The organism is Bacillus sp. CD3-5 (genome assembly GCF_006349665.1).
GTDB lineage: Bacteria > Bacillota > Bacilli > Bacillales > Bacillaceae_G > Bacillus_A > Bacillus_A paranthracis.
In genome coordinates this window covers 16,970-32,186 of the sequence record NZ_VEPX01000007.1, presented here as the reverse complement: position 1 = coordinate 32,186, position 15,217 = coordinate 16,970, and the positions used below count along the sequence as shown (strand labels likewise).

Here is a 15,217-nt window from a genome sequence, read left to right as displayed (position 1 = left end):
CAAAAAGCTGTAGTCTTAAATTTATCTTGACGAATAAGGTTTCGTTTTTTACACTATTGTATATAATAATTAACAATCATATAAATGCCTTGAAGGGGAAGAGTATAACAAGAAACGTCTTCAGAGAGGAGAATCATTAGCTGGGAGATTCTCTAGATAGTTATGTTAGAAGGTAGCCCTGGAGCATCTTTTCTGAACGGAATAGTTCTCATTAGGAAAAGACGGATTTGTCCGTTATCAAATTAAGAGTATAAGCAAATTCCTGAATTTGTTTGTAAATAAAGGTGGTACCGCGATGTCCCTCGTCCTTTTTTGGATGAGGGGCATTTTTTATTTTAAGGAGGGAAAATAATGTCAAACACGGAAAAGAATTTACCAACTAAATATGATCATATGTCCGTTGAAGAAGGCCTTTATCAGTGGTGGTTAGAAGGCAAATATTTTGAAGCAACAGGAGACGAGAAGAAACAACCGTATACAATTGTAATTCCACCTCCGAACGTAACTGGTAAGTTACACTTAGGTCATGCTTGGGATACAACTCTTCAAGATATTTTAACTCGTACGAAGCGTATGCAAGGTTACGATGTATTGTGGCTTCCAGGAATGGACCATGCGGGTATCGCAACACAAGCGAAAGTAGAAGGGAAACTTCGTGAAGAAGGTATTTCACGTTACGATCTTGGCCGTGAGAAATTCCTTGAAAAGGCTTGGGAATGGAAAGAAGAATACGCTTCTCACATTCGTCAACAATGGGGGAAAGTTGGTTTAGGACTAGACTATTCTCGCGAACGTTTCACATTAGACGAAGGTTTATCTGATGCGGTTAATAAAGTATTCGTTCAATTATACGAAAAAGGCTTAATTTACCGCGGTGAATATATTATCAACTGGGACCCGGCAACACGCACAGCTCTTTCTGATATTGAAGTAATTCATAAAGAAGTTCAAGGTGCATTCTACCATATGAACTATCCGTTAACAGATGGATCTGGTCACATTCGTCTTGCAACAACTCGTCCAGAAACGATGCTTGGTGATACAGCGGTAGCGGTTCATCCAGAAGACGATCGTTACAAGCATTTAATCGGAAAAACAGTTACACTTCCAATCGTAGGCCGTGAGATTCCGATTATTGCTGATGAGTATGTAGAAAAAGATTTCGGAACAGGTGTTGTAAAAATTACGCCAGCTCATGACCCGAATGACTTTGAAGTAGGTAACCGTCATGACTTACCACGTATCTTAGTAATGAACGAAGATGGAACGATGAACGAAAAAGCTGGTAAGTATAACGGTATGGATCGTTTCGAGTGCCGTAAAGCGTTAGTAAAAGATTTACAAGAAGCGGGCGTATTAGTAGAAATCGAGCCTCATATGCATTCAGTAGGTCATAGTGAGCGTAGTGGTGCAGTTGTTGAGCCTTACTTATCAACACAATGGTTCGTAAAAATGGCTCCACTTGCTGAGAAGGCAGTAGCGCTTCAGCAAAAAGAAGAAGAGAAAGTAACGTTCGTACCAGATCGTTTCGAAAACACATATTTACGTTGGATGGAAAACATTCACGACTGGTGTATTTCTCGTCAATTATGGTGGGGACACCGCATTCCAGCTTGGTATCATAAAGAAACTGGTGAAGTATACGTGGGTACAGAAGCGCCAGCAGATATTGAAAATTGGAATCAAGATAACGACGTACTTGATACATGGTTCAGTTCAGCGTTATGGCCATTTTCAACACTTGGTTGGCCAAATGAAGATGCAGCGGACTTCAAACGTTACTATTCAACTGATGCACTAGTAACGGGTTATGACATCATCTTCTTCTGGGTATCTCGTATGATTTTCCAAGGTTTAGAGTTTACAGGCGAGCGTCCATTTAAAGATGTATTAATTCACGGTTTAGTTCGTGATGAGCAAGGACGTAAAATGAGTAAATCTCTTGGTAACGGTATTGACCCAATGGAAGTTATCGAGAAGTACGGTGCAGATGCAATGCGTTTCTTCTTATCAACGGGAAGTGCACCAGGTCAAGACTTACGTTTCAGCATGGAAAAAGTAGAATCTACTTGGAACTTCATTAATAAAATTTGGAATGCATCACGTTTCGTATTAATGAATATGGATGACATGAAGTATGAAGAAATCGATTTAACTGGTGAAAAATCAGTTGCAGATAAGTGGATTTTAACTCGCTTAAATGAAACAATCGAAAGCGTAACGCGAAACATGGATAAATACGAATTCGGTGAAGCTGGTCGTTCATTATACAACTTTATTTGGGACGATTTCTGTGACTGGTACATTGAAATGGCGAAACTTCCTCTATACGGTGAAGATGAAGCAGCTAAGAAAACAACTCGTTCTATTTTAGCTTACGTATTAGATCAAACAATGCGTCTGTTACACCCATTCATGCCATTCGTAACAGAGAAGATTTGGCAACATTTACCGCACGAAGGCGAATCTATTACAGTAGCAGCGTGGCCAACAGTACGCGAAGATTTACAAGATGCAGAAGCTGCAGCAGAAATGCACCTTCTAGTTGATATCATTCGTTCTGTTCGTAACATCCGTGCAGAAGTTAATACGCCAATGAGCAAAAAAGTTCAAATGCAAATTAAAGCAAAAGATGAGGCTGTACTTGCTCAACTTACGAAAAACAGCTCTTACATTGAGCGTTTCTGTAACCCAAGCGAATTAACAATTCAAACGGACTTACAAGCGCCAGAAAAAGCAATGACTGCAATCGTAACAGGTGCAGAGTTATTCTTACCGTTAGCTGATCTTATCAATCTTGATGAAGAGAGAGCACGTCTTGAGAAAGAGCTTGAGAAGTTCGACAAAGAAGTAGAACGTGTACAGAAGAAACTTTCAAACCAAGGTTTCGTAGCGAAAGCTCCTGCAGCAGTTATTGAAGGAGAGCGTGCGAAAGAGCAAGATTACCTAGAAAAACGCGAAGCAGTTCGCCAACGTCTAGCGGATCTTGAGAAATAAAAATGTTTTTTAGAGACTCACTATATTGGTGAGTCTCTTTTCTTTGCGTATAATAGAAAGGTGAAGGTTGTCTTTTGAAAGGGGAAAGCATACGTGATACATACATACGAAGAAGCGATAGGGTGGATTCATAGCCGATTGAAATTTGGTATTAAACCGGGATTAGAAAGAATGAGATGGATGCTAGAAGAACTCGGAAATCCAGAACGTCACATAAAATGTGTTCATCTTGCTGGTACAAATGGAAAAGGTTCAACGTTAACATATATGCGCTACATGTTAGAAAATGCAAAATATAAGGTAGGAACATTTACCTCCCCTTATATTGAAACATTTAACGAGCGTATTAGTGTGAATGGAACACCAATTGCAGATGAAGAGATTACTGAACTTGTAAAGATGGTAAAGCCAGTCGTTGAAAAACTAGATGAAACGGATTTAGGGGAAGCGACTGAGTTTGAAATTATTACTGTTATGGCAATTTGTTACTTCGGTAAAGTTAATTTCTGTGATGTTGTTTTATTTGAAACAGGGCTTGGAGGGCGCTTTGATTCTACGAATGTGATTCATCCAGTTCTCACGATTATTACGAATATCGGTCACGATCATATGCATATTTTAGGTAATACATTAGGAGAAATTGCATATGAAAAGGCGGGAATTATTAAGTCTGGTGTTCCGGTTATTACTGGTGTGCAAGATGAGGAAGCGTTGCAAGTCATTCAAAAAGTTGCAAAGGAAAATCATGCAAATGTATACGAGATGGGCAACCATTTTACATCGTTACATAAACAGTCTAGCGAAGATGGAGAACATTTCGATTTCACTTGCCCTTTCGCCTCTTTTGAAGATGTGCGAATTTCAATGAAAGGCAGCCATCAAGTAGGAAACGCAGCACTTGCACTTATGGCAGTCATGTATGTAAAAACATACTTATCATTTTTAATTGAGGAAGAAGAAATAAGAACGGGATTACAGGAAGCGTATTGGGTGGGGCGCTTTGAAAAACTGCAAAGTAATCCGGATATTATTATAGATGGTGCTCATAACCCAGAAGGTATTGAAAGTCTTGTGAAAACGGTAGAATCACATTACAAAGATAAAAATGTAATAGTTTTATTTACTGCCCTTGGTGATAAACAATTGCACAATATGGTAGGTCAATTAGAAAGCATCGCCGATGAAATTATTTTTACAACATTCGCCTTTGATCGTGCGATTTCTGCTGACAAACTTGCATCGTATGCAAAGGAAGAGTCAAAATTAGTTTTTGAAAATTGGAAAGAGGCAATTGATACGAAGGTTGAAATGCTTGGAGAAAATGATGTTTTTATCATAACAGGTTCTCTTTATTTCATTTCGGAAGTTCGAAAATATATTCGCGAAAAAACTAGATAGTCTTTGCTATCTAGTTTTTTTGTTCTACAAATGAAGTCAAATGCATACATATAAGATAAATATATAGGGTTATTTGGCGAATTCCTCTGACAAATATCTCGTTTTTTTGTGAAATGAATATGATATGATGCGGACAACGATAAGAGGTGAGGTGTGAGTGTATGGACAAGCAATCACGAACGATCTCAGTGAAAGTGAATGGAACAGAAGCGAAGTATGAGGAGAAGAAGAAAGATGAATTTGATTGGATGGTAGTAGAAAGTGAAAGGCCAAAAAACGTTGTTCTGTTTCAAAAATCGAAAGTAGCGTCTACGGAAAAAAATCGAAAGAAGTGGAGCAATACGTTAATTGCAATCGTTGCAACTGCAATTATTATTGGTACGGCGTTTGGGATGGGGATGCTACAGTTACTGAAAGGACAAGGTGCGACAGGAGGAAGCGAAGTAACAGCTTCGAAGCAGATGCGAAAGGAAGAATCAAAGGTGGGTGGAACGGCAGAACAAACACCAGCACCAAAAGAGGAAAAAACAAAAGCACAGACAGGAACGTCATTAGATCCAATGAAATTATTTTTTGTTCAAGGAGGAATCTATTCTTCTGAAGAAAAGGGACAGGCCGCTCTTGAAGAGTGGAAAGGTAATGGAGGTGTAGCAGCCTTAAAACCGAGCGGCGATAAGTATGCATTAGTTGTTGGTATTGCTAGCGATGAACAAGGCATAAACCAATTAATGACGCAGTATAAAAAAGATAATGTCTCCGTATTGAAAAAGGACTGGGATATAACAGATAAAGCGTTACTTAAAGATGATAAAGAAGTCGGGGCGTTTTTAACAAAATTACAGCCATTATATACTCATTTAGCAAAATATGCTTCTAGCGTACAAGCTAGTGAAAAAAGTAATACAAAAGATATAGGTGCGATCGAAAAAGAGTGGAAAGCGATTGAAAAAGAAGGGAAAAGTATGAAGCAGGAAGAAGCGAAGAAATTGTATATGTATACGTCGGTAGCTGTGCAAACAGTGAAGGACGGAAAAGATGATAAGGAATCATTAGCGAAATTAAATCAAGTTATCATTGATGGTATACTTTCATACGAAAAAATTGTTTCACAAAAGGTGAAATAATAGGATAATGAAATGACGAAGGAAGAAGTGTAAAGGCTTCTTTCTTTTCTTTTGAATTTAGAGTAAAGTGCTTTCTCTATGACAGGAATATAATCGTGTTTTGGTAAGGAAGTATTATTTTGTTTAGAGAAAATAATATTTCTTTTATTTGTGGACAAACTATTCCTTTGATACGATTGATATAAATGATTCTGCTTCATGTGAGAAAGGAAGGAGAAAATATGAAAAAAATTATTTTAGCTTCAGGATCACCTCGCAGGAAGGAATTGCTTGAGTTAGCGGGTGTACCATTTGAAATTGTTGTAAGTGAAGTAGAAGAAACGATTGGTGCGTATTCATCGCCTTCTGATATTGTTATGTCCCTTGCCCTGCAAAAAGCATCTGCGGTAGCAGAAAATAACAGTGATTATATTGTGTTAGGTGCAGACACAATTGTTACATATGAGTCGCGTATTCTTGGAAAGCCATCTAATGAGGCTGAGGCGAAAGAAATGTTGCAATTATTATCAGGGAAAACACATGAGGTGTATACAGGTGTTGCAATTATAGCAAAGGACAAAACAGTCACTTTTTACGAGCGTACAGAAGTTACGTTTTGGGAATTAACAGAAGAGGAAATTGACACATACATTGCATCAAAAGAGCCTTTGGATAAAGCAGGAAGTTATGGGATTCAAGGTAAAGGATCTATTTTTGTTCAACATATTCAAGGGGACTACTATAGTGTAGTTGGGTTACCAATTTCACGTCTTGTTCGGGAATTAAAACAATTTAATATTGATGTAACCCATGCGTAAAACTGCATGGGATTTTCTTTGAGAGAACAAATAAAGGGGTGGAGAAATGAACGGTATTCGTGATGTTGTCAAAGAAGAACAGCCACGGGAGCGTTTATTGTTAGAAGGGGCTGGAAGTTTATCCAATCGGGAGCTTCTTGCAGTGTTACTCAGAACAGGTTCTAAAGAAGAAACAGTTTTAAAGTTATCGGATAAAATTTTGCATCATTTTGATGGTTTACGTATGTTGAAAGACGCAACGCTAGAAGAGTTAGTGAGTATACATGGTGTTGGAGTTGCGAAGGCATCACAGCTCATCGCTGCTTTTGAACTCGGTAGAAGAATGGTGCGTTTAGAATATCAAAATAGATACAGCATTCGAAGCCCGGAAGATTGCGCCACATATATGATGGAAGAAATGCGCTTCCTGCAGCAGGAGCATTTTGTATGTCTATATTTGAACACAAAGAATCAAGTTATACATAGGCAAACGATTTTCATTGGAAGTTTAAACTCATCAATTGTACATCCAAGGGAAGTTTTTAAAGAAGCGTTTCGCCGTGCAGCAGCCTCTATCATATGTCTTCATAACCATCCCTCAGGAGACCCTGCGCCGAGCCGAGAAGATATTGAAGTAACAAAACGCTTAGTAGAATGCGGCCGGATTATCGGAATTGAAGTGCTCGATCATATTATAATAGGTGACCATAAATTCGTGAGTTTAAAGGAAAAAGGTCATATTTAAGACTATGCTTTTTACTTATTTTGTTTTATAATGTGATTTATGAGTTTTTTGTAGAAAATTATCTACAAAAAGGATAAAGATATAAAAAACGTACTGTTTTTATAATATAAAGTAAGAAAAAATGAGTCCGTGAAAACAAGAAAGGAAGATAAATAATATGTTTGGATTTGGTGGCTTTACTCGCGATCTTGGAATAGACTTAGGAACTGCGAACACGCTTGTATATGTAAAGGGAAAAGGTGTAGTTTTACGTGAACCTTCAGTAGTAGCGTTACAAACTGATACGAAACAAATCGTTGCTGTAGGTAGCGATGCAAAACAAATGATTGGTCGTACACCAGGAAACGTTGTGGCACTTCGCCCGATGAAAGACGGTGTAATTGCTGATTACGAAACAACAGCAACAATGATGAAATATTACATTCAACAAGCTCAAAAATCAAATGGATTCTTCTCACGTAAGCCTTATGTAATGGTATGTGTACCATCTGGTATTACAGCTGTAGAAAGACGTGCAGTAATCGATGCGACTCGTCAAGCTGGTGCTCGTGATGCTTATCCTATCGAAGAACCATTTGCAGCAGCAATTGGTGCAAACTTACCTGTTTGGGAACCAACTGGTAGCATGGTTGTTGATATTGGTGGCGGTACAACAGAAGTTGCAATCATTTCTTTAGGTGGTATTGTAACAAGTCAATCAGTTCGTGTTGCTGGTGATGATATGGATGATTCAATCATTCAGTACATTAAGAAAAGCTACAACTTAATGATCGGTGAAAGAACAGCTGAAGCATTAAAATTAGAAATTGGTTCTGCAGGCGAGCCAGAAGGTATCGAGCCTATGGAAATTCGTGGTCGTGATTTAGTAAGTGGTTTACCAAAAACAGTACTAATTCAACCAGAAGAAATTGCAGATGCATTAAAAGATACAGTAGATGCCATTGTAGAATCTGTTAAAAATACGTTAGAGAAAACTCCACCAGAATTAGCGGCAGACATTATGGACCGTGGCATCGTATTAACAGGTGGCGGAGCATTACTACGTAATTTAGATAAAGTAATTAGTGAAGAAACAAATATGCCAGTTCTTGTTGCAGAAGATCCATTAGATTGCGTAGCAATTGGAACGGGTAAAGCATTAGACAATATCGATCTTTTCAAAACTGCTGCTCGATAATATTGCAAAATAAAAATCAATGAAATTAAGAGGGTGTGAACGTGCCACAGTTTTTCTTAAACAAAAGATTAATTGTTTTGTTAGTTAGTATTATTCTTCTCGTGGCATTGATTGGAATCTCATTGAAAGAACGGAACAGTTTAACATGGCCAGAGCAGTTTGTTAAAGACACTGTCGGTGTTGTAGAACGTGTATTCCAAAAGCCAGCGAAATACGTAGCTGGATTCTTCGAAAATGTAGAGGATGTAAAGCGCACGTATGAAGAGAATAAAGAATTAAAAGCAAAATTAGACAATTATGCAGGTCTATCAGGGAAAGTAAAACAATTAGAAGATGATAACAAGAAGTTACAAGAGTTAACGGGTAAAGATAAGTTAAATAGCGGTTATACTGAAATTCCAGCGACTGTTGTTTCTCGTAATCCAGATAAATGGTACGATTTAGTTGGACTTGATAAAGGGGCACAGCAAGGAATAAAAAAAGATATGGCTGTATTAACTCCACAAGGTTTAGTGGGACGAGTGAAAAGTGTATCTCAGTTTACATCATCAGTAGAATTGTTAAGTTCTATGAGCCGAACAAATCGTGTTTCTGCTATCGTACAAGGGAATGAGAAAATCTTTGGATTGATTGAAGGTTACGATAAAGAAAAGCACTTACTTCTTTTCACAAAGATTGGTTCTGATGCACCGGTAGATAAGGATCAACTAGTTGTAACATCTGGGCTCGGTGATATTTTCCCGAAAGGTCTTGTAATTGGAAAAATCGTTGAAGTTCAGCAGGATCCATACGGTTTAACAAAAACAGCTTATGTAAAGCCAGCCGCTGATTTAAATGACGTAGAGCATGTTGTAGTTGCGAAACGTGAAACGCCTTCAGCGCCATTAGAATAGGAGGGGGAGAAGAGATGATGAAGATTTTAAAAAGAGCAGCTCTTCCTCTTTTGCTCCTTTTTGCTTTTTTATTTGAAAATATGTTTGCTACTATTGTTCCAACAGAGGTTTTTTGGAAAGACAGTATAGCATCACCTCATTTCTTTATCATTGTGTTATGTTTTATTACTGTGTACTATAGTCCGGTCCAAGGGATTTATTACGGACTATTATTTGGTTTCTTATTTGATACCGTATACACGGAACTTGTTGGTATATATATTTTTGCGTATCCGATTTTAGTGTATTTAGTTTATAGTGTGATGAAGGTACTACAATTGAATTTATTTATTGTTACTTCTATCGTACTAGCTAGCATAGTAGCATTAGAGTATTATGTGTATGGATTTTTAACTTTGTTAGGACGTACTCATATGTCGGCGTATGTCTTTTTCACAGATCGTCTCCTGTCTACTTTATTGCTAAATGCAATTTTCTTATTGATAGTTTGTTTCCCACTGAGACGATATTTAGTGCGTCTTTCAAAAGCGATGGAAGAAAAAGAAAAAAGGATTTTCTAATTTTATGTCGAATTGAATCGGTGGGGTGAACTTTAGTGGAAGAAAAAAAGCAACAAAATGTAACAATAAAAGGGACAAAAGACGGAATAACCCTTCATTTAGATGATTGTTGTTCATTCTCTGAATTATTGAAGGAATTAGATGAAAAGCTTTCTACACATTACTATGATGGTGATGGACGCTCTTTAATTGAAGTGCATGTGAAAGTAGGAAACCGTTATTTAACAGAAGTCCAACAAGAAGAGATTCGTACGTTAATTCGTAATAAAAAGAATCTCGTTGTGGATTCGATTGAAAGTGATGTTATAACGAAAGAGGAAGCAATAGCTTGGAAAGAAGAAACAGAAATCGTCCCTATTTCCAAAATTGTTCGCTCTGGACAAGTTTTACATGTAAAAGGAAATTTATTGTTAATTGGTGATGTTAATCCAGGCGGAACGGTTATCGCTGGGGGGAATATTTTTGTCGTAGGATCATTAAGAGGAATTGCACATGCGGGGTATTATGGGGATTCAGATGCTGTAATCGCTGCATCTGTTATGAACCCGATGCAACTTCGAATTAGTGATGTGGCAATGCGGGCTCCGGAAGAGAAAGAAGACGGAGCGGAGGCGGCAGAATGTGCGTATATTAATGAGAACAATCACATTGTTGTCGATCGACTGCAACTTCTCACTCATCTTAGACCTAATTTAACAAAGTTAGAAAGGGGAATTGTATAGCTGTGGGAGAGGCAATAGTAATTACATCTGGAAAAGGCGGTGTAGGTAAAACTACAACGTCTGCGAACATTGGGACAGCCCTAGCGTTATCTGGAAAGAAAGTGTGCTTAATTGACACAGATATCGGTCTTCGAAACTTAGACGTAGTAATGGGGCTGGAAAATCGTATTGTATTTGATCTTGTTGATGTCGTTGAAGGGCGTTGCCGTTTACCTCAGGCTCTTATTAAAGATAAACGTTTTGATGATCTTTATTTATTACCTGCAGCACAAACGAGTGATAAATCAGCGGTAACACCTGAACAAATGGATGAATTAATACAAGTATTACGTCAAGATTATGATTACATATTAATTGATTGTCCTGCGGGGATTGAGCAGGGATTTAAAAACGCGGTAGCTGGTGCGGATAAAGCAATTGTTGTTACGACGCCAGAAGTATCCTCAATGCGCGATGCGGATCGTATTATCGGGCTTTTAGAAAAAGAGGATATTGAACCACCGAAACTTGTTATTAATCGTGTGCGTAGTCATATGCTTCATGAACAGGATATGTTAGATGTTGATGAAATCGTACGTACATTGTCAATCGAGCTTCTTGGTGTTGTCGAAGATGATGATGAAGTTATTCGTGCTACAAATACAGGTGAGCCTGTAGCGTTGCAACCGAGCGGAAAAGCAGCGTTAGCTTATCGTAATATTGCAAGACGTTTGTTGGGTGAGAATGTCCCATTACAAGCATTTGAACAAGAAAAGGTATCGGTATTTACAAAGGTGAAAAACTTCTTTGGAATCCGTTAAAAGCACTTCGCATATTTGCGGAGTGCTTTCTTTTTTCTTCACACGAATATCTTCCATACCTAGTTCATACATATGTACAAACTGTATACAACTGTTTCTATGTACATTAGCTTAACGAAAGAAAGGAGACAGTATGAAGAATAGACGTGTAGAAGAAATTAAAAAACGGATTGCGAAGAGGAAGGCAGAGCAAGAAAGGATGGAGGAAGAGCAGTATTTTGCTGGAGGGAATTTTGATAGTGAAACAGTATTTATTGAAGATGGAGAAAAGGAAATTCATCCTTTATTTCGAAAAGAAGTGTTTTTCTTCAAAGTATTGTTATCAGCAATATTAGTTCTTTCTGTCGCTATTTTATATAAGAATGCACCAGCTTCTTTCGACGGCGCTAAAGCTGTTACAGAAAAAGTGATGAAAGAAGAATTTCAGTTTGCTACTGTAGCGAAATGGTACGAAAAACAGTTTGGAAAACCGCTCGTGTTTTATTCGCCTAATGAGAAAAAAGAAGAAACGATTCAGCAAAAAGATTATGCCATTCCTGCTTCCGGAAAGGTGATGCAAGGGTTTCAAAAAAATGGCCAAGGTGTATTTGTACAAACAGCTACAAATGCAACTGTTGAGTCAGTGAATGAAGGGCTAGTAGTTTTTGCAGGCAAGAAAGAGGAACTTGGTAATACAGTTCAAATTCAGCATGCAGATGGTACGGAGTCATGGTATGCAAATTTAAATGATATGTCAGTGAAATTATATGATTACGTTTCAAAGAAACAAAAAATTGGAACAGTGAATAATGATGCGAATAATAAAAATGGTAAGTTTTATTTCGCAATAAAAAAGGATGAAAAATTTATTGATCCGATTCAGGTGATTTCATTTGATTAAATATAGAGATGTTTTAACAAAGATTTCAGTGCATCCATTGTTTTGGGTTATTATTGTCATTGGTATTTTCACGGCACGTTTTAAAGAGTTACTACTGTTATTTTGTATCGTTCTCATCCATGAACTTGGGCATGCTTTTGCAGCGGCACACTATAATTGGCGTATTAAGAAGATTCAACTTTTGCCGTTTGGTGGTGTGGCTGAGCTTGAGGAACATGGGAATAAATCATTGAAAGAGGAACTAGTTGTTGTAATTGCAGGACCTATTCAACATATTTGGATGATGGCGGTAGGCTATATGTTGTTTGAAGCTGGTTGGCTTCATGCGGAATTATATTATTTCTTTATGTGGAATAATATAATTATTTTAGCGTTTAATTTACTACCTATTTGGCCTCTTGATGGTGGAAAAGTATTGTTTAACGTACTATCATATCGTTTTCCTTATTTACAAGCACATGAAAAGATGATGCAATTATCATGTGTTTTTTTTAGTGTCATACTAGGATGGCAGTTACTTTGGAATAGTAATAATATTATGATGTGGGTACTACTCATATTTTTAGCGGTGTCGTTATATCAAGAATGGAAGCAAAGACGGTATGCCTTTATGCGTTTTTTATTAGAACGTTATTATGGGAACAAAAGAGGAATTGAAAAGATTGCACCGATTGAGGTGCAATCAGAAGATCATTTATATAAGATATTCACAAAATTTCGTAGAGGCTATAAGCATTCTATTATCGTCCGCGGAAAATATAAAGAACGTTACACATTGGATGAAAATGAATTGCTTTATGCGTATTTTACTGAAAAACGAACAACTTCATCTGTTGAAGAATTAATCGGTTAGTGTTGACGTTAGCACTAACCTTTTATTATTGTAAAAGCAAAGAAGATTATAAAGTGAGGAAAGTATTTTGAAAACGTTATATATTAACTATGCTGGATCGGAAAAACGCGTTGCAATTGAAGAGAAGAAGAAAATTGTTGAGTTTTTATGGAAACGAAATGAAGAACAAGAGATTGTTGGGCATATTTATGTTGGACGTATCGTAAGAACGATTGCTGGAATGAATGCAGCTTTTGTAAATATAGGTTTAGAAAAACATGCGTATCTTTCGTACGATGATGTACCATCTTCTTATCATATACATGAAGGAAAAGCGGTACTCGTACAAGTTGTAAAAGAGGCAATTGATACGAAAGGGCCAAAATTGACAGCAAATATAGAATTTACCGGGAAATATGTCGTTTATATGCCATATGATGAAATGCGTGCGGTTTCTCGGAAAATAAAAAACAATAAAAGAAGGCAACAATTACTCCAAATTGAAGTAGAAGGGAAAGGAGGTTATATTTTCCGCTCAGCTTCTGAAAAAGGAGAAATTGAAGAAATACAAGCTGAAATGCAAAGGTTACAGCAGTTATATGAAGAGTTAAAAAGAAAAGAGGGCCAAGGAAAGGCACCGTTACTACTTCATCGGCCAGCAACCTTTTTAGATCGTGTATTTCAAGAGAATCCAATTGAAACGATTGAAAAAGTAGTTGTAGATACAAGAAGTATAGTAAAAGAATTAGAAGAAAAAGTCGGCAAAGAAAAAATATCTTTTTATAATGAAAAGTCTTCAATATTTAACCATTTTGGCATAGAGCGTGAGATTGAGAAAGCACTTCAAAAAATTGTTTGGCTCCCAAATGGTGCTTATTTAATTGTGGAACAAATGGAGACGATGACTGTAATTGATGTGAATACGGGTAAGTTTACTGGAAAACAGAATTTACAAGATACAGTCCTTCGTACAAATGAAGTAGCAGCTGAAGAGATAGCGCGTCAATTAAGACTCCGTGATATTGGTGGTATGATATTAATTGACTTTATTAATATGAAAAGAAGAGAAGATAAAGAAAAGATAAGAGAATGTCTCATCGCTGCTATGCAAAATGATCGCACATATACAAGAGTGCTCGGGTTCACAGAGTTAGGGATTTTAGAGATGACACGTAAACGTAAAAAACATTCTTTACGTGACGTATTACTTGAAGAGTGTGCACCGTGCAAAGCGACGGGTTATGTCATGTCATATGAAACGATTGCGTATGAGCTAGAGAGAGAGCTAATTTCATATGGCAATATAGAAGATGAGGCAGTATTAATCTCTGCACCTAAAGAATTACAAAAACAATTTTTGCAAAAAGAATTACAAAAAAATATTCCATTTGAAATTTATTTCAAAGATGATATGATCGAAAAGTACGCTATTATCCGTTTTGGAAGTAAAAAAGAAATTATAGAACGGAAAAAATAGTTATTAGAACTTTCATTGACAATAGTCTATGATTCATGATAACATCTTTATGTTATAGTTTATAGCACCTAAACGGCTATATGCTACAACCGCACAAGACAGGTCCCTTAAAGGCATTTATGTCTACCTCGTTTTTGGCGAGTCTTAGTAATTAAGAGGAGGTGCAAGTATGTACGCAATTATCGAAACAGGTGGAAAACAAATCAAAGTTGAAGCTGGTCAAGAAATCTACATTGAAAAATTAGATGTTGAAGCTGGTGAAACTGTTACTTTTGACAAAGTTCTTTTCGTTGGTGGCGAAAACGTGAAAGTTGGTAGCCCAGTTGTAGAAGGTGCAACAGTTACTGCGAAAGTTGAAAAACACGGTCGCGCTAAGAAAATCATCGTTTTCAAATACAAAGCGAAAAAGAACAATCGTAAGAAACAAGGTCATCGTCAACCTTACACTAAGCTAGTTGTTGAAGCTATCAACGCTTAATTCTGGTTAACATGATTAAAATTACGATAAGTCGCACGAAATTAGGAAGTATCCAATCATTTAAAATGACTGGACATGCCGATTATGCGCCACATGGACAAGATCTTGTCTGTGCTGGAACTACAGCGGTTGTGTTTGGTTCCATAAATGCTGTGGAAGAACTTTGTAATGTGCAGGCAACTATTGAACTCGGAAGTGATGGTGGATTCTTAACGTATGAATTGCCTAATGATTTAGACGTTCATACAGCAGAAAAAGCACAGATACTTTTAGAAGGATTGGTTGTTTCGCTTAAGACGATCGAACTTGATTACGGAAAGTATATCCGTTTAATAGAAAAAGTGCAGGAGGTGTAACG

The 15,217-nt window shown here is 37.2% G+C and carries 15 protein-coding genes and 2 other annotated features; all 15 genes read left to right on the top strand.

Features of this window, described 5'->3' with window-relative positions; genetic code table 11:
• Nucleotides 1–80 precede the first annotated feature (80 nt).
• Nucleotides 81–313, top strand: a binding site (T-box leader).
• A 38-nt stretch (nucleotides 314–351) separates the two neighbouring features.
• The 15 genes from FH036_RS15105 (at nucleotide 352) to FH036_RS27140 (ending at nucleotide 15,215) form a co-directional block, all read left to right on the top strand.
• Nucleotides 352–2,997 (top strand): valine--tRNA ligase, encoded by a 2,646-nt coding sequence (locus tag FH036_RS15105; protein WP_000072228.1) that lies wholly within the window; start codon nucleotides 352–354, stop codon nucleotides 2,995–2,997.
• Between the two features lie 93 nt (nucleotides 2,998–3,090).
• Complete coding sequence (locus FH036_RS15100; RefSeq protein ID WP_138321055.1) at nucleotides 3,091–4,395, top strand: bifunctional folylpolyglutamate synthase/dihydrofolate synthase; 1,305 nt, start codon at nucleotides 3,091–3,093, stop codon at nucleotides 4,393–4,395.
• Between the two features lie 161 nt (nucleotides 4,396–4,556).
• Nucleotides 4,557–5,519 (top strand): hypothetical protein, encoded by a 963-nt coding sequence (locus FH036_RS15095; protein ID WP_000360981.1) that lies wholly within the window; start codon nucleotides 4,557–4,559, stop codon nucleotides 5,517–5,519.
• Nucleotides 5,520–5,740: 221 nt separating this feature from the next.
• The gene (locus FH036_RS15085) at nucleotides 5,741–6,316 is read left to right on the top strand and encodes a Maf family protein (RefSeq protein ID WP_000720488.1); all 576 of its coding nucleotides are present in this window, start codon (nucleotides 5,741–5,743) and stop codon (nucleotides 6,314–6,316) included.
• 46 nt (nucleotides 6,317–6,362) lie between these two features.
• On the top strand, nucleotides 6,363–7,040 hold the full coding sequence (radC, locus tag FH036_RS15080) for a DNA repair protein RadC (RefSeq protein WP_001013383.1): 678 nt from the start codon (nucleotides 6,363–6,365) through the stop codon (nucleotides 7,038–7,040).
• Nucleotides 7,041–7,197: 157 nt separating this feature from the next.
• Nucleotides 7,198–8,217: a cell shape-determining protein MreB gene (gene mreB, locus FH036_RS15075; protein ID WP_000466737.1), complete on the top strand. Its 1,020-nt coding sequence runs from the start codon at nucleotides 7,198–7,200 to the stop codon at nucleotides 8,215–8,217.
• 41 nt (nucleotides 8,218–8,258) lie between these two features.
• Nucleotides 8,259–9,110: a rod shape-determining protein MreC gene (mreC, locus tag FH036_RS15070; protein WP_001135483.1), complete on the top strand. Its 852-nt coding sequence runs from the start codon at nucleotides 8,259–8,261 to the stop codon at nucleotides 9,108–9,110.
• Between the two features lie 14 nt (nucleotides 9,111–9,124).
• Nucleotides 9,125–9,670, top strand: a complete 546-nt coding sequence (gene mreD, locus FH036_RS15065; RefSeq protein WP_000975746.1) for a rod shape-determining protein MreD — start codon at nucleotides 9,125–9,127, stop codon at nucleotides 9,668–9,670.
• 35 nt (nucleotides 9,671–9,705) lie between these two features.
• Nucleotides 9,706–10,392, top strand: a complete 687-nt coding sequence (minC, locus tag FH036_RS15060) for a septum site-determining protein MinC (RefSeq protein WP_000391517.1) — start codon at nucleotides 9,706–9,708, stop codon at nucleotides 10,390–10,392.
• A gap of 2 nt (nucleotides 10,393–10,394) precedes the next feature.
• On the top strand, nucleotides 10,395–11,192 hold the full coding sequence (gene minD, locus FH036_RS15055; RefSeq protein ID WP_000503311.1) for a septum site-determining protein MinD: 798 nt from the start codon (nucleotides 10,395–10,397) through the stop codon (nucleotides 11,190–11,192).
• A gap of 133 nt (nucleotides 11,193–11,325) precedes the next feature.
• Entirely contained in the window at nucleotides 11,326–12,072 is a 747-nt protein-coding gene (spoIVFA, locus tag FH036_RS15050; RefSeq protein WP_000797468.1) for a stage IV sporulation protein SpoIVFA, read from the top strand.
• The gene (spoIVFB, locus tag FH036_RS15045; RefSeq protein ID WP_000599051.1) at nucleotides 12,065–12,925 is read left to right on the top strand and encodes a stage IV sporulation intramembrane metalloprotease SpoIVFB; all 861 of its coding nucleotides are present in this window, start codon (nucleotides 12,065–12,067) and stop codon (nucleotides 12,923–12,925) included. The genes spoIVFA and spoIVFB overlap by 8 nt, the downstream gene beginning before the upstream one ends.
• Nucleotides 12,926–12,992: 67 nt before the next feature.
• Nucleotides 12,993–14,381, top strand: a complete 1,389-nt coding sequence (locus tag FH036_RS15040) for an Rne/Rng family ribonuclease (protein ID WP_070806881.1) — start codon at nucleotides 12,993–12,995, stop codon at nucleotides 14,379–14,381.
• Between the two features lie 77 nt (nucleotides 14,382–14,458).
• Nucleotides 14,459–14,536 (top strand) — a sequence feature (ribosomal protein L21 leader region).
• 14 nt (nucleotides 14,537–14,550) lie between these two features.
• Complete coding sequence (rplU, locus tag FH036_RS15035) at nucleotides 14,551–14,859, top strand: 50S ribosomal protein L21 (protein WP_000270908.1); 309 nt, start codon at nucleotides 14,551–14,553, stop codon at nucleotides 14,857–14,859.
• A gap of 11 nt (nucleotides 14,860–14,870) precedes the next feature.
• Nucleotides 14,871–15,215 (top strand): ribosomal-processing cysteine protease Prp, encoded by a 345-nt coding sequence (locus tag FH036_RS27140; RefSeq protein ID WP_001993153.1) that lies wholly within the window; start codon nucleotides 14,871–14,873, stop codon nucleotides 15,213–15,215.
• Nucleotides 15,216–15,217 lie beyond the last annotated feature (2 nt).

Bases quoted from the DNA above. Each gene is read 5' to 3' on its own strand.
- rplU (WP_000270908.1), top strand. From the start codon at position 14,551: ATGTACGCAATTATCGAAACAGGTGGAAAACAAATCAAAGTTGAAGCT.
- FH036_RS15085 (WP_000720488.1), top strand. From the start codon at position 5,741: ATGAAAAAAATTATTTTAGCTTCAGGATCACCTCGCAGGAAGGAATTG.
- mreB (WP_000466737.1), top strand. From the start codon at position 7,198: ATGTTTGGATTTGGTGGCTTTACTCGCGATCTTGGAATAGACTTAGGA.
- FH036_RS15095 (WP_000360981.1), top strand. From the start codon at position 4,557: ATGGACAAGCAATCACGAACGATCTCAGTGAAAGTGAATGGAACAGAA.
- spoIVFA (WP_000797468.1), top strand. From the start codon at position 11,326: ATGAAGAATAGACGTGTAGAAGAAATTAAAAAACGGATTGCGAAGAGG.
- radC (WP_001013383.1), top strand. From the start codon at position 6,363: ATGAACGGTATTCGTGATGTTGTCAAAGAAGAACAGCCACGGGAGCGT.
- mreD (WP_000975746.1), top strand. From the start codon at position 9,125: ATGATGAAGATTTTAAAAAGAGCAGCTCTTCCTCTTTTGCTCCTTTTT.
- FH036_RS27140 (WP_001993153.1), top strand. From the start codon at position 14,871: ATGATTAAAATTACGATAAGTCGCACGAAATTAGGAAGTATCCAATCA.
- FH036_RS15105 (WP_000072228.1), top strand. From the start codon at position 352: ATGTCAAACACGGAAAAGAATTTACCAACTAAATATGATCATATGTCC.